The organism is Leclercia sp. CFBP8987 (assembly GCF_034044995.2).
Classification (GTDB): Bacteria; Pseudomonadota; Gammaproteobacteria; order Enterobacterales; family Enterobacteriaceae; genus Enterobacter; species Enterobacter tamurae.
On the sequence record NZ_CM188255.1, the window covers coordinates 2258547 to 2275971 of the forward strand.

At 58.8% G+C, this 17425-nt stretch carries 15 protein-coding genes and 1 pseudogene; 12 read left to right on the forward strand and 4 right to left on the reverse strand.

Features of this window, described 5'->3' with window-relative positions; genetic code table 11:
• Positions 1-77 precede the first annotated feature (77 nt).
• Complete coding sequence (locus SOM40_RS10940) at positions 78-962, reverse strand: dihydrodipicolinate synthase family protein (protein ID WP_320530993.1); 885 nt, start codon at positions 960-962, stop codon at positions 78-80.
• Positions 963-980: 18 nt separating this feature from the next.
• Complete coding sequence (locus tag SOM40_RS10945; protein ID WP_320530992.1) at positions 981-2126, reverse strand: iron-containing alcohol dehydrogenase; 1146 nt, start codon at positions 2124-2126, stop codon at positions 981-983.
• Positions 2127-2301: 175 nt separating this feature from the next.
• Here SOM40_RS10945 and dtnK point away from each other — a divergent pair, with 175 nt between their 5' ends.
• From dtnK to SOM40_RS10960, 3 genes are read left to right on the forward strand one after another with little or no spacing between them, the layout of a single operon-like run.
• Positions 2302-3516, forward strand: coding sequence for a D-threonate kinase (gene dtnK, locus SOM40_RS10950; protein WP_320530991.1), 1215 nt, complete (start codon positions 2302-2304; stop codon positions 3514-3516).
• Positions 3509-4495, forward strand: coding sequence for a D-threonate 4-phosphate dehydrogenase (locus tag SOM40_RS10955; protein WP_106993862.1), 987 nt, complete (start codon positions 3509-3511; stop codon positions 4493-4495). The genes dtnK and SOM40_RS10955 overlap by 8 nt, the downstream gene beginning before the upstream one ends.
• Before the next feature lies 1 nt (position 4496).
• A complete protein-coding gene (locus SOM40_RS10960) occupies positions 4497-5258 on the forward strand; it encodes a DeoR/GlpR family DNA-binding transcription regulator (RefSeq protein ID WP_320530990.1) in 762 nt (253 codons plus the stop codon).
• 3 nt (positions 5259-5261) lie between these two features.
• On the opposite strand, the gene SOM40_RS10965 is transcribed toward SOM40_RS10960, so the two are convergent.
• Positions 5262-6206 carry an L-lactate dehydrogenase gene (locus tag SOM40_RS10965; RefSeq protein ID WP_320530989.1) on the reverse strand — a complete coding sequence of 315 codons (945 nt, stop codon included), beginning with the start codon at positions 6204-6206 and terminating at the stop codon, positions 5262-5264.
• Between the two features lie 151 nt (positions 6207-6357).
• Between SOM40_RS10965 and SOM40_RS10970 the strand changes: the two genes are divergently transcribed.
• On the forward strand, positions 6358-6840 hold the full coding sequence (locus tag SOM40_RS10970; protein ID WP_262673849.1) for a GNAT family N-acetyltransferase: 483 nt from the start codon (positions 6358-6360) through the stop codon (positions 6838-6840).
• Here the strand turns inward: SOM40_RS10970 and ptrR are convergent.
• Positions 6794-7672, reverse strand: a complete 879-nt coding sequence (gene ptrR / locus SOM40_RS10975) for a putrescine utilization regulator PtrR (RefSeq protein ID WP_166182412.1) — start codon at positions 7670-7672, stop codon at positions 6794-6796. The genes SOM40_RS10970 and ptrR overlap by 47 nt on opposite strands.
• A gap of 99 nt (positions 7673-7771) precedes the next feature.
• On the opposite strand from ptrR, the gene sad reads away from it, so the two are divergent.
• From sad to SOM40_RS11015, 8 genes and pseudogenes are all read left to right on the forward strand, one after another.
• Positions 7772-9154, forward strand: a complete 1383-nt coding sequence (gene sad / locus SOM40_RS10980) for a succinate-semialdehyde dehydrogenase (RefSeq protein ID WP_320530988.1) — start codon at positions 7772-7774, stop codon at positions 9152-9154.
• Between the two features lie 204 nt (positions 9155-9358).
• Positions 9359-10157 (forward strand): annotated as a pseudogene (locus SOM40_RS10985) (Fic family protein); the annotation flags it as partial.
• Positions 10158-10328: 171 nt separating this feature from the next.
• Positions 10329-11906: a methyl-accepting chemotaxis protein gene (locus tag SOM40_RS10990; RefSeq protein WP_320530987.1), complete on the forward strand. Its 1578-nt coding sequence runs from the start codon at positions 10329-10331 to the stop codon at positions 11904-11906.
• Between the two features lie 63 nt (positions 11907-11969).
• Positions 11970-12896 carry a glutaminase B gene (gene glsB / locus SOM40_RS10995; protein WP_320530986.1) on the forward strand — a complete coding sequence of 309 codons (927 nt, stop codon included), beginning with the start codon at positions 11970-11972 and terminating at the stop codon, positions 12894-12896.
• Between the two features lie 161 nt (positions 12897-13057).
• Positions 13058-14509 (forward strand): GGDEF domain-containing protein, encoded by a 1452-nt coding sequence (locus tag SOM40_RS11000; protein WP_106993871.1) that lies wholly within the window; start codon positions 13058-13060, stop codon positions 14507-14509.
• Positions 14510-14690: 181 nt separating this feature from the next.
• Positions 14691-15683, forward strand: a complete 993-nt coding sequence (locus tag SOM40_RS11005; RefSeq protein WP_320531011.1) for a sensor domain-containing diguanylate cyclase — start codon at positions 14691-14693, stop codon at positions 15681-15683.
• A gap of 52 nt (positions 15684-15735) precedes the next feature.
• Positions 15736-16701, forward strand: coding sequence for a sensor domain-containing diguanylate cyclase (locus SOM40_RS11010; RefSeq protein WP_261643564.1), 966 nt, complete (start codon positions 15736-15738; stop codon positions 16699-16701).
• Between the two features lie 81 nt (positions 16702-16782).
• Positions 16783-17310: a GNAT family N-acetyltransferase gene (locus tag SOM40_RS11015; protein WP_320530985.1), complete on the forward strand. Its 528-nt coding sequence runs from the start codon at positions 16783-16785 to the stop codon at positions 17308-17310.
• Positions 17311-17425: the final 115 nt, after the last annotated feature.

Genomic DNA, 17425 nt, shown 5'->3' on the forward strand with positions numbered 1-17425 from the left:
CTTTGCCTCTCTTCAGGGCGTAGGAAACCTGGGCGCCAGCGGCACCCGGTATTCTTATGGACGAAATCAAACGCCGGTTACTGCAGTGACGTTGTCACTATCTGGCGGATCTGTTCAGTCTGTTGCGCATCGAAAGCCACCGCGTAGCGGCTTTCACCCACCTCTTCGCCCATCACCTGCAGCGCCTTTTTCACAGCTGCCGGGGAGAAGGCCACGTTGTATAAACGGGTCCGCAGTTCAGTCACCCCTTCCTGCGCCTGACGCGAGCCGTCAATATCGCCCGCATGGAAACGCGCCCAGATGGCGTTGATTGCCTCCGGTGCGACGTTGGCCAGCCCGGAAATACAGGCGGAACAACCTTCGACAAAGCCCTGATGGATCAGCGAGTCCGGGCCGTTCAGCACGTCGAAACCGTCGATATCCTGGGCGGCCTTCAGGAAACCGCTCAGGCTCTCGTAGCTGCCCGCGCTGTCTTTAATCCCGATAATGTTCGGGTGCGAGGCCAGCACGCGCGCGGTCTGCGGCTCAATGGTATTGCCGGTTCGCGCCGGAATGTTGTACAGGAAGACCGGCACCGTCAGGGCATCGGCGATGGCGGTGTAATGGGTAATCAACTCCGCCTGCGTCAGGGGGACAAACCACGGGGTGATCACCGAAACGGCATCCACGCCCAGCGTTTCAACCTGCTTGCCGAGGCGAATGGTGGCCCGGGTGGAGATCTCCCCGATGTGCGCCACCACCGGCGCGCGTCCGGCGACTTCTTCCACGCAGGTGCGGGTGACGGCCACTTTTTCCTCTTCGGTCAGGACAAAGAACTCACCGTTGGTGCCGCCGCAGAAAATACCGTTACCCGCCGCGAGTTGGCGCTGGATCTGGCGTTTCAGGCCCGTCAGATGCAGACCGCCATCCTCGGTAAAGGGGGTGACGATCGCCGTCAGCACGCCTTCAATCTTGTTACGCATTTCTCACTCCTTCGATGTTTACATTTCGGGGAACAGGGTCTGGTAAATGCCCTGCACCTCGGCATGGCTGACCTGACGCGGGGCGTTGTTCATCAGGCGTTTAACGTTCAGGGCGGCATCGCTCAGGGAGGCGATGTCATCCCGCGGGACGCCCAGCGTTTCGAGGTTGTCCGGTAAATTCAGACGACGCACCAGGGCGGCAAACCACTCCACCAGCGCGTGAGATTTCTCTTCTGCCGACAGGGAGGTATCGGCACCCGGCACCAGATCCCAGACCTGAGCGAATTTTTCGATCGCGTTCGGGCGCACCACGCGCATGCAGGGCGCCAGCAGAATGGCGTTGGCTACCCCGTGCGGGAGGTGGTATTTGCCCCCCAGCGGATAAGAAAGGGCGTGCACCAGATGGGTACCGGCATGGGCAATGGCCACGCCGCCGTAGTACGAGGCCCACAGCATCTCCAGCTTCGCCGCCAGGTTGTGCGGCTCGGCGCAGGCGGTTTCGATGTTGTTCAGCAGTTTGCGCAGGCCAATCAGCGCCGCGTTATCGCTCACCGGATTCGCCACGGTGGCGGTAAAGCACTCGATCAGGTGGCACAGCGCGTCGATCCCGGTCGAAGAGGCAATGTGCGGCGGCATGCTGGTGGTGAGTTCCGGTAACAGGGCCACGTAATCCGGCAGCAGCACCGGGGAGATGATGCCGATTTTGGTGCTCTGCTCAGGGATGGCGAGGATCGCGTTCGGCGTGGCTTCAGAACCGGTGCCGGCGCTGGCCGGAATCAATAATGAGGGGAGGCGAACGGTCGGTTTTTCTCCCGCCAGCAGGGCGTCCAGCCCCGGAGAAGAGTTATGGCACAGGACGGAGAGCAGCTTGGCCACATCCAGTACGCTGCCGCCGCCCACGCCCACCACCAGATCAACGTCGGTGTCGTTGATCCCGGTCAGCAGGGCGCGAACGTCATGATCGGTTGGCTCCGGCGGCACGCTGTCGATCACGCTGACGTGGCGGTTGTCGGCTTCCAGCAGAGTGCGGATAGCGCGGGCCGCGTCCAGACGGGCGATATTGCCGTCGGTGACCAGTAAAAGGCGCGTCTTGCCGGCCAGCAGGGGCGCGAGGGCCGGGATGGCCCCTGCACCGCTGATAATCGTACTGTTAATGGTTAACACATTGCTCTCCTGTTGCTGTGTCTGTGATTAATTTCGCTCAAAAAAGGCAATCACAGTCATCGTGTGTCTAAATTTATAATTTATTCGCAAACTGAATAACTTGATCTTGCTCACATATAATCAATCATGATTGAATATAATCATTAACAGGAAATGCGAACCTTTGGGGATGTAAGTGAACAACCTGAACAGAGAAGTGGTGGTGATCGCCGATGACTTTACCGGCGCTAACGATGCGGGGGTCAGCCTGGCGTTAAGCGGCAAAAAAGTCAGCGTGGCGTTTCAGACTCCCTTTACCGGCGACACCGATGCGCTGGTTATTAATAGCGACAGTCGATCCCTTCGGGCATCAGAGGCCGCTGAAAAGCTGGCGCGCTTTGCCGCCGAGATTGATGCCGCAAAATGGCTGGTGAAGAAAATCGACTCCACCCTGCGCGGCAACCCGGGGGCAGAAGTCGAGGCGCTGCTGCGTCTTAGCGGTCAGCGTCAGGCGATTATCGCCCCGGCATTCCCGGCAGCGGGACGTACCACGCAAAACGGCGTCTGCCTGGTGAAGGGCGTGCCGGTCACGGAGACCGAATTTGCCAGCGACCCGAAAACCCCGGTGCGTCATGCCCATATCGCGGCAGTGCTGGTGGAGCAAACTGCGCTTAACAGCGTGGTGGTTACCCCGGCGCAGCTGGCGGCGGCTCTACAGGGCGATGCGCACCTGCTGATTGTGGATGCGCAGAGCGACGACGAACTGGATCAGATTGTCAGTGCGGCCTTTGCCAGCATTGAGCGTCCGCTGCTGGTGGGCTCCGCCGGGCTGTGCGATGCCCTGGCGCGCCGTCTGGCTACCCCGCGTCAGCTGCTGGCGGTAATCGGTTCGATGAGTGAGATTGCGCAACAGCAGATCCAGCTCGTCCGCAATCACCCTGATGTCAGTACGGTACTGATTGATATTAATGATGTGTTTAACGGTGCGCTGGCGGGTTATCAGCAGCAGATCGCTGCGGCGCTGGCGGCGGGCCAGCACTGCGTGGTGCATACCTGCGCCGATACTCAGGCCCGGCATCGAATAGATGCCCTGTGTCAGCAGCGCGGATTAAGCCGCGCCGCGCTGGGGGAGACCATCAGCGCATTTCTGGGGGAATTAACGCGCAACGTGCTTGAGAGCCACAACCCGGCGGCGCTGTATGTCTCCGGCGGCGATGTGGCGATGGCGGTTGCCCGCGCGCTCAACGCGCAAGGGTTTGCCATTCGCGGACAAGTGGCGCAGTGCGTGCCGTTTGGTCGGTTTTTGGGTTGTCACTGGCAGGGGCCAGTCATGACCAAAGCGGGCGGTTTTGGTACTGAATCCACGCTGCTTGAGGTTTTGCATTTTATCGAGGAGAAGATGAGTGACTAATATCATTGCTGTAACCATGGGCGACCCGGCGGGCATCGGCCCGGAGATCATTATCAAATCCCTGACCGAGGGCGAACTGTCCGGCGCGGAGGTGGTGGTGGTAGGGTGTGCCAGAACCCTGCAACGGGTGCTGGCGAAAGGCATCACCGCCCCGGCGGAGTTACGCGTGATTAGCCGCGTCAGCGAGGCGCAGTTTGGCCCGGCCATTATTAACGTGCTGGATGAACCGCTGGCGGATCCCGAGGCGTTGCAGCCTGGGGTGGTGCAGGCCCAGGCCGGGGATCTGGCCTATCGCTGCGTGCGTCGCGCCACCGGGCTGGCGATGGCGGGCGAGGTAAAAGCCATTGCCACCGCGCCGCTAAACAAAGAGGCGCTGCATCTGGCGGGCCATCACTATCCGGGCCATACCGAACTGCTGGCGCACCTCACCGACAGTAAAGATTACGCCATGGTGCTCTATACCGATCAGCTGAAAGTGATCCACATCACCACCCATATCGCGTTGCGCAAATTCCTTGATACCCTCAACCAGGATCGGGTAAAAACCGTGATTGGCATTGCGGACACCTTCCTTAAGCGCGTGGGATATAAGAATCCGCGCATCGCCGTGGCCGGGGTCAACCCGCACGCCGGGGAGAACGGTCTGTTTGGCGACGAAGAGATTAAGATTGTCGGTCCGGCCGTACAGGCGATGAAGGCACAAGGGCTGAATGTGTCAGGGCCGTGCCCGCCGGATACAGTGTTTATGCAGTGCCATGAAGGGATGTACGACATGGTGGTGGCGATGTACCACGATCAGGGCCACATTCCGTTGAAATTACTTGGGTTTTATGACGGGGTGAACATCACCGCCGGGCTGCCGTTTATCCGTACTTCTGCCGACCATGGGACCGCGTTTGACATTGCGTGGACAGGTAAAGCGAAGTCTGAGAGCATGACGGTCTCTATCCAGTTAGCGATGCAAATCACACGGGAATAATATGAAGGGATATAGCCGGTTAGAACAGATAATGGACTACCTGAAAGGGCACAACCTGGTGACGGTGGATCAGCTGGTGGTGGCAACGGATGCCTCGCCCGCGACCATTCGCCGGGATCTGATTAAGCTCGATCAGGAGGGGGTCATCAGCCGCACCCACGGCGGCGTAACCCTGAACCGGTTTATTCCTTCCCAGCCCACCACCAGCGAAAAAATGCAGCGTAGCCTGGCGGAGAAACACGCCATCGCCTGCGCGGCCGCCAGCTTTGTGAAGGCTGGTGACGCGGTGGTGCTCGATGCGGGCACCACCATGATTGAACTCGCTCGCCAGCTGACCCATCTACCGTTGCGCATCATCACCAGCGATCTGCATATCGCCCTGTTTCTGTCGGAGTTTAAGCAGATTGAGGTGACGATCATTGGCGGGCGCATCGATGACTCCAGCCAGTCCTGTATTGGCGAGCACGGTCGCCGCCTGCTGCAGAACATCTGGCCGGATATCGCTTTTGTCAGCTGTAACGGCTGGGATCTGGAGCGCGGCATTACCTCGCCGACGGAAGAGAAAGCGGCCCTGAAGCGGGATCTGATCGCTAACGCCCGACGCCGGGTGCTGCTGGCCGATAGCTCGAAATACGGCGCCTGGTCGCTGTTTAACGTGGTTCACCTCAACACCCTGACCGATATCGTCACCGACAAACGGCTGGACGAAGGGGTGCAGCAGACCTTAAGCCAGCTGGATGCCACCCTGACCCTGGCACCTTGAGGCTCAGGGCAGGCGGACGATATTAGCTTTGATCACCTCCGCCGAATGGCGGAATTTTTGCACTTCATCCTCTGCCAGCTTCAGCTCAATGATCTGCTGGACGCCGCTCTGGGCCAGCACCGCTGGTACTCCGATCGCCACGCCGTCCACACCATACTCCCCGTCCAGAATGCAGGAGATTGCCAGCGCCCGGTGGCTGCCGGTAAAGATATTGCGGCAGATCTCAGCGATGGTGGCGGCGATACCGTACTCGGTGCAACCCTTGCGGGCGTAGATCTCAAACCCCTGTTTGCGCACGCGCTCCGCCAGCGCATCAAAATCCAGCGTTTTGCCGGTGTGGCGTTGATACACCTCGGCAATCGGCGAGCCGTAGACCGACGAATGGGACCACACCGGGAACTGCGTATCCCCGTGCTCGCCCAGAATAAAGGCGTCAATACTCTGCGCCCCTATATCCAGCGCCTGGGCCAGGGTGCGGCGCAGACGGGTGGTATCCAGCCACACCCCGGTACCAATCACCTGATTGCGCGGCATGCCGGAGAGCTGCCACACCTGCCAGGTAATTATGTCGCACGGGTTAGTGGCAATCAGGAAAATGCCGTTAAACCCGCCCGCCATCATCTGCGGCACAATGCTTTTCACAATGCGGGCCGTGGCGGTCAGCTCATCCAGCCGGGTCTGCCCCGGTTTGAGCGCGCCGCCGGAGACGGTGATCACCGCGATATCCACATCGGCACAGTCGCTGGCCTCGCGGGTGGAGATGGTCATCATCCCGGGCATATAGGCCGCGGCATCTGACAAATCCCAGGCGTGGCCTTCGCTGCGCGGCTGGTTGATATCCACCAGCAGCAGCTCTTCGCAGATATTCTGGTTCAGCAGGGCGTACGCGGCGGAGGTACCGACGTTTCCGGCCCCGATAATCATTACTTTGCGGGCTTTGGTGTTCATTGTTTTTCCTGATGTTTTAACCGTGACTGTGCCCAAACTTACCCCCGGGCGGCAGGGGGCGCAATGGCTGGCGGCAGCTATAAGTTAAAAATATGCCTGTTCCTTCGCCGCCCGGCGCTATGGTGGAGAAAAACGACAAAAGGAGCCTGCCATGTATTCCATTACCTCAGAATCGCCCGCCCATCCGGATATCACCACCCTGATTGCCGACCTCGACAGCTACCAGAGCGCGCTCTATCCGGCGGAAAGCAACCATCTCTTGGATCTGACCGGGCTACCGGAGCACAGCCTGATCATGATGGTGATCCGCGATCGCCAGCTCAATGCCGTCGGCTGCGGAGCCGTGGTGCTGAACGCTGACGGCAGCGGGGAGATGAAGCGGGTCTATATTGATCCGACCCATCGTGGGCAAAAGCTGGGGGAAAAACTGCTGGCGGCGCTGGAAGATGAAGCCCTCAGCCGGAGCTGTCATACCCTGCGGCTGGAGACCGGGATCAAGCAACTGGCAGCCGTGCGTCTGTATGAACGCTGCGGATACCAGATGTGCGAGGCCTTTCCCCCATACGCCCCCGATCCATTGAGCCTGTTTATGGAGAAGGCGCTGGTGGCTGATCTTCGTTTAGCAGTGCTATAAACGCTTCGAGCTGGCGGGTCATCGCCCCCCGACGCCATACCAGCCAGGTGGTGAGCCAGCGCCAGTTTTCTGCCAGCGGCCAGGCTTCCACCTGATGATGGCCGGGCATGCTTTCCAGCATGGAGCGCGGCATCAGCGCAATCCCCGCCCCGGCAATCACGCAGGCCAGCATGCCGTGGTAGGACTCCATCTCATGAATGCGCCCCGGCGTGGCGCGATCCGCATGAAACCAGCTCTCGAAATGTCGGCGATAGGAGCAGTTGGCGCGAAAGGCGTAGATATCGCGCCCGCTGATTGCCAGCGCCCGATCCACCTTCGGCTGCCCGGCGGGCACCACCAGCATCATCTCCTCCCGGTAGACCGGCATCCCTTCGAGTTCCGGGTGGGTTAACGGTCCGTCGACAAACGCCGCGCTCAGCGTGCCTTCCAGCACCCCGTCGATCATCGTCCCGGAAGGGCCGGTCGCCAGCGCAAACTGAATCCGCGGATAGCGCTGGTTAAACTGCGCCAGCGAGGCCGGGATACGCACCGCGGCGGTGCTCTCCAGCGACCCGAGGGTAAACAGCCCCTGGGGTTCATCACCCGCGACTACCATTCGGGCCTCATCCACCAGGGCGAGGATCTGTCGGCTGTAGCGCAAAAAATTATGCCCCGCCGGAGAGAGGCGCAGCCGCTGATTCTCGCGGATAAACAACTCCACGCCGAGATCGGCCTCCAGCTGCTTGATGCGGGTAGTCAGGTTCGACGGCACGCGATGCACCTTCTGCGCGGCCTGGGTGATGCTGCCGGTCTGGGCGACGGCGTTAAACATTTCCAGCTGGGTCAGATCCATATCGTTCTCGTTTCGTGAATAAGGTGGTCACTATTATTCATTTTTAAGAAATAGCAGAGTGCGCCACACTGAAGCAACTGTTATTACACGGAGCCGATCATGACTACACCTTCTGTTAACCATGCCCTGTCCATCAACCCGGCAAACGGTGAAACCCTGGCCGTGTGGCCGTGGGCGACCGTCAGCGAGGTTGAACATGCCCTCGCGCAGACCGATGCCGCATTTCGTCAGTGGCGCAGCGTGCCGGTAGCGGCGCGTGCGCAAAAATTACGCGATTTGGGCGATGCCCTGCGCAGCCGCGGTGAAGAGATGGCTCAGATGATCACTCGCGAGATGGGCAAACCCATCGCTCAGGCGCGCGCAGAGGTGGCGAAATCCGCCGGTCTCTGCGACTGGTATGCCGACCACGGCCCGGCCATGTTGACCACCGAGACGACCCAGGTAGCGGACGCGGTGATTGAATATCGCCCCCTGGGCCCGGTGCTGGCGGTGATGCCGTGGAACTTCCCCCTGTGGCAGGTGCTGCGCGGCGCGGCGCCGATTATCCTCGCGGGCAACAGTTATCTGCTGAAACATGCCCCTAACGTGCTGGGTGCCGCGAACCTGATCGAACAGATTTTTAACGATGCCGGTTTCCCCCAGGGAGTGTTCAGCCAGCTGAATGCCACTAACGACGGGGTAAGCCAGATTATTGCCGATCCGCGCATTGCGGCGGTGACCGTCACCGGCAGCCTGCGTGCCGGGGCGGCGATTGGTGCTCAGGCCGGAGCGGCGCTGAAAAAATGCGTCCTTGAACTGGGCGGGTCCGATCCCTTTATCGTCCTGAATGACGCCGATCTGGATCTGGCGGTCAAAGCGGCGGTCACCGGCCGCTATCAGAACACAGGACAGGTCTGTGCCGCCGCCAAACGCTTTATCGTCGAGGCGGGGGTTGCGGATGAATTCAGCCGGCGGTTTGTAGAGGCCACCGCGGCCCTGAAAATGGGTGCGCCGGACGCAGAGGAAAACTACCTCGGCCCGATGGCGCGCTACGATCTGCGTGACGGGCTGCATCAGCAGGTACAGGCCACGCTGGCCGAAGGCGCCACCCTGTTACTGGGCGGCGAGAAGGTGGCCGGGGCAGGGAACTACTATGCGCCAACGGTGTTGGGCAACGTGACGCCTGCGATGACCGCGTTTCGTCAGGAGCTGTTTGGCCCGGTCGCAGCCATCAGCGTAGCAACCGATGCGGATCATGCCCTTCAGCTGGCCAACGACAGCGATTTCGGCCTCTCAGCGACGGTGTTTACCGCCGATGCTGCAACGGCGGATCGCTTTGCCCGCCAGCTCGAGTGCGGCGGGGTGTTTATCAACGGCTACAGCGCCAGTGATGCCCGGGTGGCGTTCGGTGGGGTGAAGAAGAGCGGCTTTGGCCGGGAGCTGTCGCACTTTGGCCTGCATGAGTTCTGTAATGTGCAGACGGTGTGGAAAGACCGGGTGTGATCTAGCGCCGGTGTTTTGCCGGGTGGCGCTGCGCTTACCCGGCCTACCGATCTGTAGGCCCGTGCAAGCGCAGCGCCGCCGGGCAAATCGGCACATTTGCGAAACGTGTCGATAAAAATCCATTTTTTAAGCATTTAGGCGTGACATGTTTATACCATCGACATAAAAAAGCTATATGTCGATAAAAATGGTTTTTTTAAACATATGAGCTGGGATCCCGTAGTACCAGTACCCTATAACGAACTTCCCGCGCTCCCCCCCCGATTTGGAAAGCATTGAAACACGCAGAGTACTCAAAGCCTGTATCAGTGCGCGCGCAGCGATGGCAGAGCTAAAAACTGCGGGTGAATTAATACCTGATCAGAGTTTGTTGATAAATATTCTTCCGATGCTGGAAGCAAAGGATTCTTCCCGTATAGAGAATATTGTCACCACCAGCGATCAGCTTTTTCAGTACGTCGACCGCGCCGAAAATGCCGATCCCGCTACGAAGGAAGCACTACGCTACCGTACAGCGTTATACGATGGATATCTCCATCTCAACAGTTACCCCTTATGTACAAATACCGCGATAAAGATTTGTACTACGCTGCGAGCCGTGCAAACCGATATTCGTAAAACACCGGGTACCGTTTTGCGCGACCAGTACGAGGATGTGGTCTATACCCCGCCAGTTGGCGAGACAACTATCCGCGATCTGCTGGCTAACTGGGAGCGCTTCCTCCATGCAGAGGATGATGTCGATCCGCTGATCAAAATGGCAATCTCGCACTATCAGTTTGAATGCATTCATCCTTTCCCTGACGGTAACGGGCGCACGGGACGGATCCTGAATATCCTGTATCTAATTCAGTCAGGCTTGTTGTCGTTGCCCATTTTGTATTTGTCTCGTTTCATCCTGGAAAGGCGTAACGATTACTACACCTTGTTGCGTAGTGTGACTGCGAATGGGGATTGGCAATCATGGATCCTCTTTATGCTCGAAGCAGTAGAGAATACGGCTATATGAGAAGTTGTATATCAATACCCGATTATTACTTGAATTAAATCATTAGTATCCTGAAAGGGTTGGGAAGAATTGTACCTCCAGCCCCTTGTCATCTCCCTGAAATAGTTCTGTCATTTTCACTGCGTAGACTCGCCCACGTCTAAGGCATTGTTAATGAATACAATTATGAACTTAACCAAAATTTTCCGCCGCTTTACTCCCCGGCAGTTTGGTTTGCTGGCGGGGATCTTCTGCATTATCGGGCTCTTTTCCGCCCTGCAAATCTCTTCTTCGGTTTTACTCTCCGTCTCGCTGCGTGATGCCCAGCGCAATGAACAGCGTAACCAGATGGCGTACCTGCAACAGACCAAGGTCGATCAGGCGCGTATATCCCTGCTGGCGGCCAGCGATCTGCTTAACCGGGCGGGGGTTTACTTTATGCAGGATAAAGAGACCGGCTCGGACGGAAGCTGGCACAGCCTGATGGATGAGGCCCAGCAGGCGTTACGGGATTCTCAGCAGGCCTGGCAGGCGTGGCAGGCGATGCAGCCGCCGCGGGATGAGGCACTGCTCAACAGCTATCAGCTGTTCTTCGATGCCATCCGCGAACAGGCCGATGGACTGGTCAACAGCCAGTCGATTGACGCCTTTTTTGCCGTACCCGCCCAGGCTTTTCAGGCCGATTTCAATGACAACTACGCCCGCTATCAGCAGGCAAGCGCCCAGCGCGCCGCGGAAGGGCGTCAACTGCTGACCGCCAGCCTCTCCAGCCTTCAGTTCCTCTATCTACTGGCTCCGGTGGTGCTGGTGGCGATCGCCGTGGCGGTGTGGTTTGCGATGTCGCGCTGGGTGATCGTGCCCCTGCGCCGCCTGATCGCCCATATCAATCTGCTGGCGGCGGGGGATCTCTCCGCGCCGCCGCCCGGCGTGAAGCGTTTCAACCGCGAGATGGCGCAGCTTGGTGACAGCGTCGATACCCTCCAGCAGGGCCTGCAACAGTTGGTGACCCAGGTCAGCGAGGCGACCACCTCGATGGTGACCAATATTGGTTCCCTGGCGCAGGGCAATCAGAAGCTTTATCACCAGTCGGCGCGCCAGGCGCAGGAGCTGAAAGAGGTCACCGCGCACATTGCCGATCTGGAGACCCACGTCGAGGGCAACAGCGGCTATGCCAGGCTGGCAAGCTCCCGGGCGGACGAGGCGCGGGCGATGGCGGCAGGCGGGGATCGGATGATGGAGACGGTGAACGCCTCGATGGCGGCGATCGTGGAGCGTTCTTCCGAGATGCGCGGCATCGTGGCGATCATCGATAACGTGGCGTTTCAGACCAATATTCTGGCGCTGAATGCGGCCATCGAAGCGGCGCATGCCGGGAATCAGGGGCGCGGCTTTGCAGTAGTGGCGCGGGAAGTGGGCCTGCTGGCGCGCAAAAGCAGCCACTCGACGCAAACCATTCAGCAGCTCATTAACCACTCGTTGCAGGGCATCGAAGAAGGCTCGAAAGCGGTCACCAGGCTGGAGGATAACCTGCAGCAGGTGATCGGTCTTGTGGGCAATCTCTGCAGCTTACTGAACGAGATTTCCGCCGCCACCCTCAGCCAGGGCGACAGCATTCACCGGATGACCGGCCAGCTGCAGGCCCTGAACCAGGTGGCGCGCCAGACCGACGACCTGGTTAACACCGCCTCCATGGCCTCCCAACGGCTGCATGATGAATCCGGCCTGCTGTTACAGGCGGTGTCGCGGTTCCGACTTCCTGCCTGACGTCATCCATAAGCCTCTGTTATACTCGCAGGCCGTTTTTGGCCTGTGAGCAAGGAGCAACCGATGGCTGCGAACATCAATAATCAGATGCTGGAAGCCATTCTGGCGCAAGTACGTCCCTTACTGGGCCAGGGTAAAGTGGCCGATTACATCCCGGCGCTGGCGTCGGTTAACGGCAACAAGCTCGGGATCGCCATCCGTACCGTCGACGGCCAGCACTTCCAGGCCGGGGATGCCACCGAGCGTTTTTCTATTCAGTCGATCTCGAAAGTCCTCAGCCTGGTGGCGGCCATGCGTCAGTATGACGAGGACGAGATCTGGCAGCGGGTGGGGAAAGATCCCTCCGGCCAGCCGTTCAACTCCCTGCTGCAGCTGGAGATCGAACAGGGCAAGCCCCGCAATCCGTTTATCAACGCCGGGGCGCTGGTGGTGTGCGATATGCTGCAAAGTCGTCTTAGCGCACCCCGTCAGCGGATGCTGGAGATCGTGCGTCAGCTCTCCGGGGTGAGTGATATCGCCTACGATGCTGCCGTGGCCCGATCGGAGTTCGAACACTCGGCGCGCAATGCGGCGATCGCCTGGCTGATGAAGTCGTTCGGTAATTTCCATAACGATGTGCCGACGGTTCTGCAAAACTATTTTCACTACTGTGCGCTGAGGATGAACTGTGTCGAACTGGCTGACACTTTTCTGTTTCTGGCCGCGCAGGGCTATGCGCCGCACCTCTCTGAGCCTGTGGTCACCTCGATGCAGGCCCGGCAGGTGAATGCCCTGATGGCGACCAGCGGCATGTATCAGAGCGCCGGTGAATTCGCCTGGCGGGTGGGGCTGCCTGCTAAATCAGGGGTTGGCGGTGGGGTGGTGGCGATTGTGCCGCACGAGATGGCCATTGCGGTCTGGAGCCCGGAGCTGGACGAGACGGGAAACTCCCTTGCAGGCGTCGCGGTGCTGGAGCGTCTGAGCCAGAAGCTGGGGCGTTCGGTCTATTAAGCGGGTCCTGCGGCGGGGGCTGACCGCCGGACCGTTAACCCCCCCTTAACGGGGTGGTGATTGTCATACCCCTAATGTGATATACATTAATCCCAAACTTTTAACATTCACCCGCGCGGGTGAAAATCATTGTTAAAAGCAACCCTATGGATTGATATTGCATGTCTTCTGCCTCCACCAGAACCTTCGCGCTTTTTCAGCCGCAAAGTCCCTTACGTAATGCGGTGGGCATATTTGTCCTGACCACGCTGTTCTATTTTATTGGCGCGCAGCTACGTCTGGTGGAGTCTCTGTCGATGTTCTGGCCGCTGAATGGGGTGATGGCGGGGGTGTTTGCCCGTTATGCTTACCTCAACCGGCTGCACTACTATGCGATATCGTACATTGCCATGCTGCTGTACGATCTTATCACCACCAACTGGGGTATCACCTCGCTCGGCATTAACCTCTCGAATATGATGTTTATTGTCACCGTTGCGCTGCTGGTTCAGCGCGACAGGCGGCTGAAAAACAGTACCCCGGATCCGGTCAATGCCCTGCGGCTGTTTAACTATTGCCTGCTGGCCGCGCTACTGTGCGCCCTGGTCGGGGCGCTGTCGTCAGTCGGGTTGGACAATCGCACTTTCTGGCCGCTGGTCGCCGACTGGTTTAGCGAACAGTTTTCCACCGGGGTGTTAATCGTTCCCTGTCTGCTGACCATCACCTGGCCCGCGTTCACCCGGACCCTGCGCGCCAGCCATTTGATGCCGGTGGTGTTACTGGTGATCTCTGTCGTGGCCTCGGTGGCGATCGGCGGGGCCGGTGCGCTGGCGTTTCCGATGCCGGCGTTGATCTGGTGCGCGGTGCGTTATTCGCTGCCGGCAACCTGCCTGCTGACCTTTGTCACCGGGGCGGTGGAGATCACCCTGGTCGCCAACTCCATTATTACCATCGTGGCGACCACGCCGCTCACCACCCCGATGATGTTCTCCGCCCGTCTGGGGATCGCCACCATGGCCATCTGCCCGATAATGGTGTCGGTTAGCATGGCGGCGATCAACTCCCTGATCCGCCAGGTCTCCCTGCGTGCCGATTATGACTTTTTAACCCAGGTTTACTCCCGTTCCGGGCTGTATGAAGCGCTGAAGCGCGATGAGGGAACACGCAAAAGCCCGCTGCTGACCGTCATGCTGCTGGATATCGACTATTTTAAAAGCATTAACGACAACTTCGGTCATGAGTGTGGCGATACGGTCCTGGCGGCCTTTGCCCGTAAAGTGCAGGAGACCGTGGGGAGCGAGGGGCTGGTGGCGCGAATGGGTGGGGAGGAGTTTGCGGTGGTGATCAACACCACGTCGGCACAGCAGGGTTACGCCCTGGCGGAACGTATCCGTACCACCATTGAACAGTATCCGTTCAAATGGCGCGGGCAGGCGCTGTTTTTAACCGTCAGTATTGGTCTGGGCAACGGAAAATCGGAGTCGTGGCAGCTGACGGACGTTTTCAATCGTCTGATGAGCGAAGCGGATGATTATCTGTATCGCTCGAAAAAAGCAGGGCGAAATCGCACCAGCGCCCGAATGACAGAGATAACGTCTGCTGCGCAAAAGGCTGCGGCATCGGAACCGCTGTAATCGTTTGCCTGCACGGCACACGGGCCACTAGCATATATTCATGAAACTGATAAATGCCTTGATACGTATTTTGTACGTCAATAATATAATGGGGTGATTATTTCGGAAAATTCGTGTGATGAACGCATCTGACAGACTCAGTAAATCCCCTCGCGTGCCTGGCAGACGGTTTATCAAACGCATGTTCCTGATGCGAGTGCTTGGAACATTTCTCTGCTTTTTCCCCATTCTTTCGGTGCTGGTGGAACAGCAACGTTCACCCTGGCTTATGGGTCTTCTGGCGATAAACGCCTTTATCTGGCCGACGCTGGCCTTCTGGCGTGCGCGTCGCTCTGCCGCGCCGCTGAGTACCGAACACCAAAACCTGGTGCTGGACGCCGGTGCGGGCGGGTTCTGGATCGCGATGATGTCGGCGAACCCGCTGCCGTCCGTCGCCATTGCTACTATCCTACTGGCCGATCGGCTGGCGGCCGGGGGGTTCCCGCTGATGAAAAAAGCCGGAGCGGTGATGCTGGCGGTCTTCATGGCCAGCTGGCTGACGCAGGGGATGGCGCTGGTTCCCTGGGTGTCGGAGCGTACGATGTACGCCACGCTGCCGCTGATTGGCATCTATACTGTAGCGCTGAGCGTGCTCACCAACAGTATCGCCATGCGGCTGCGCTTTAAATCGCGCGAGCTGGAACGCATTGCGATGATGGATCCGCTGCTCGACATTGCTAACCGGCGTCTGCTGGAGAAGCGTATCGATCATGAGCTGCACAAGCTGCGGCAGACCTGCAGCGAATCGGCGCTGATGTTTATTGATATCGATAACTTTAAAGAGGTTAACGATCGCTTCGGCCATAAGGTAGGGGATATGCTTTTAGTGACAGTGTCACAGATATTGCATATCGCCACTCGCCAGAGCGATACCCCGGCGCGGCTGGGCGGGGATGAGTTTGTGATCCTGCTGCCGGATACGACTCTGGACGAGGCGCACGTTGTCGCGTCCCGCATTATGGATGCCGCCGCCGTGATCGACGGCGTAGCGGAAGACGTGGTCCAGTGTACGATGAGTATTGGCATCGCCATTGCCACCCGGGAAATGAAAAATGTTACAGACTGGTTACAGGCGGCCGACACTGCACTGTACCAGGCGAAACGTGAAGGGAAAAACCGCATCTTTGCCCACTAAGCGGCGTCAGGATGCGCTAAGCTTTTAAAAAGCCTGATGTCCGGAGCCCCCAATGAAATCACCCTCACGACCCAACAATGAAGTGGAGCGTCTCAGCGCCTTGCGCGAATCCGGGCTGCTGGAGATCGAGAATCACCCGAGCTATGACCGTGTGACCCGGCTGGCAAAACGCCTGTTTTCCGTCCCGGTGGCGATGATCAATCTGGTGGACGAGCATGTGGTGGTGGTTAAATCCGCCGATGGCGGTGACGCCACCAATCTGCCGCGAAATCTCTCTTTTTGCGGCCATACCGTGCTCAGTAATGCCCCGCTGGTAGTGCCTGATACCCTCGACGATGCCCGTTTTGCGGATAATCCGCTGGCGACCGACGATAATCCTGTCCGGTTTTATGCCGGTCATCCACTGCATCTGCCCAACGGTGCGACGGTGGGATCGCTGTGCATTATCGACCACCAGCCGCGGCAGTTTTCGTCCTCTGACGTTGAGGCGTTGGCCGATCTGGCGGCGCTGGTGGAGGCTGAATTCGCGGCAATCTGCGCCAACATCGTCGACGACCTGACCGGGCTGTATAACCGCCGTGGTTTTCATCATCTTGCTACCTACGCCATCAGCGCCGCACGCCGTCGGGCTGAGCCGCTGACCCTCGCCTGGCTGGATCTCGACCGCTTCAAACAGATTAACGCCCGGTACGGTCGCGCCGATGGCAATAACGCCCTGAAGGCGATGGCCGGTCTGCTGAGTTCCACCTTCCGCCAGGCCGACGTGCTGGCGCGCTACGGCGGGGATGAGTTTGCGATCCTGTTTGCCAACAGCGACGAGAAGGGGGCGTGGATCGCCATGCAGTATCTCACCGAGCAGGCCGCGGTATGGAATGAGCATGCCGAGTATCCGTGGGCGCTCTCTTTCTCCTGGGGCGTCAGAGAGTTTGATCACGATCGCGACGATCTGGCCAGCTGGCTGACCACGGCCGATGAGATGATGTACTCCATGAAACAGCAGCGCGGCACCGGATGCTGAGATAAGAAAATCCTCTGACACAGGCCCTTGTGTTACAAAAATGTAAAGCGCATGGTGATGCCGTTGATAAAAAGGAGAATAATGATGCCATCACCTGCTATTCAGATCTTTTCGCGTGAGGATATCCTTGCGCACCTCCCTCAATTAGCTGACATCCTGCACAGCTGTGTCACCGGCGGCGCGTCGGTGAGCTTTATGTTGCCCTACAGCCATGAGCAGGCCAGCTCATTCTGGCGTGGCGTGGCCGACAGCGTCGGGCGCGGGGAGCGTACCCTGCTGATATCGACCAATGCCGAAGGCGACATCACCGGCACCGTGCAGCTGATCACCGATCAGCCCGACAACCAGCCGCACCGGGCAGATGTTGCCAAACTGCTGGTTCACCAGAACGCGCGCCGCAACGGTGATGCCGGACGACTGATGCAGGCTCTGGAAAACGTGGCCCGCGACAAGGGTAAAACCGCGCTGGTGCTGGATACGGCCACCGGCAGCGGGGCGGAGACCTTCTATCAACGGGCGGGATGGCAAAAAGTGGGGGAGATCCCGCGCTATGCCCTGATGCCCGACGGTGAGATGACGGCTACCTCAGTCTTCTACAAATTCTTATAGATCCTGTCACAATTCGCACCGGGTTTGATCCAGACCGGGGTTTGTGGTCGTTAAGTTTTGATAAGTTATCGTACCAATCTTATCAGGCTGTATGACTAATCATTACAAGGACCCC

Excerpts from the sequence above, each read along its gene's own strand:
- SOM40_RS10960 (WP_320530990.1), top strand. The coding sequence starts at position 4,497 with ATGAAGGGATATAGCCGGTTAGAACAGATAATGGACTACCTGAAAGGG.
- SOM40_RS10990 (WP_320530987.1), top strand. The coding sequence starts at position 10,329 with ATGAACTTAACCAAAATTTTCCGCCGCTTTACTCCCCGGCAGTTTGGT.
- SOM40_RS11015 (WP_320530985.1), top strand. The coding sequence starts at position 16,783 with ATGATGCCATCACCTGCTATTCAGATCTTTTCGCGTGAGGATATCCTT.
- glsB (WP_320530986.1), top strand. The coding sequence starts at position 11,970 with ATGGCTGCGAACATCAATAATCAGATGCTGGAAGCCATTCTGGCGCAA.
- ptrR (WP_166182412.1), bottom strand. The coding sequence starts at position 7,672 with ATGGATCTGACCCAGCTGGAAATGTTTAACGCCGTCGCCCAGACCGGC.
- SOM40_RS10965 (WP_320530989.1), bottom strand. The coding sequence starts at position 6,206 with ATGAACACCAAAGCCCGCAAAGTAATGATTATCGGGGCCGGAAACGTC.
- SOM40_RS10970 (WP_262673849.1), top strand. The coding sequence starts at position 6,358 with ATGTATTCCATTACCTCAGAATCGCCCGCCCATCCGGATATCACCACC.
- SOM40_RS11000 (WP_106993871.1), top strand. The coding sequence starts at position 13,058 with ATGTCTTCTGCCTCCACCAGAACCTTCGCGCTTTTTCAGCCGCAAAGT.
- SOM40_RS10940 (WP_320530993.1), bottom strand. The coding sequence starts at position 962 with ATGCGTAACAAGATTGAAGGCGTGCTGACGGCGATCGTCACCCCCTTT.
- sad (WP_320530988.1), top strand. The coding sequence starts at position 7,772 with ATGACTACACCTTCTGTTAACCATGCCCTGTCCATCAACCCGGCAAAC.
- SOM40_RS11005 (WP_320531011.1), top strand. The coding sequence starts at position 14,691 with ATGTTCCTGATGCGAGTGCTTGGAACATTTCTCTGCTTTTTCCCCATT.
- SOM40_RS11010 (WP_261643564.1), top strand. The coding sequence starts at position 15,736 with ATGAAATCACCCTCACGACCCAACAATGAAGTGGAGCGTCTCAGCGCC.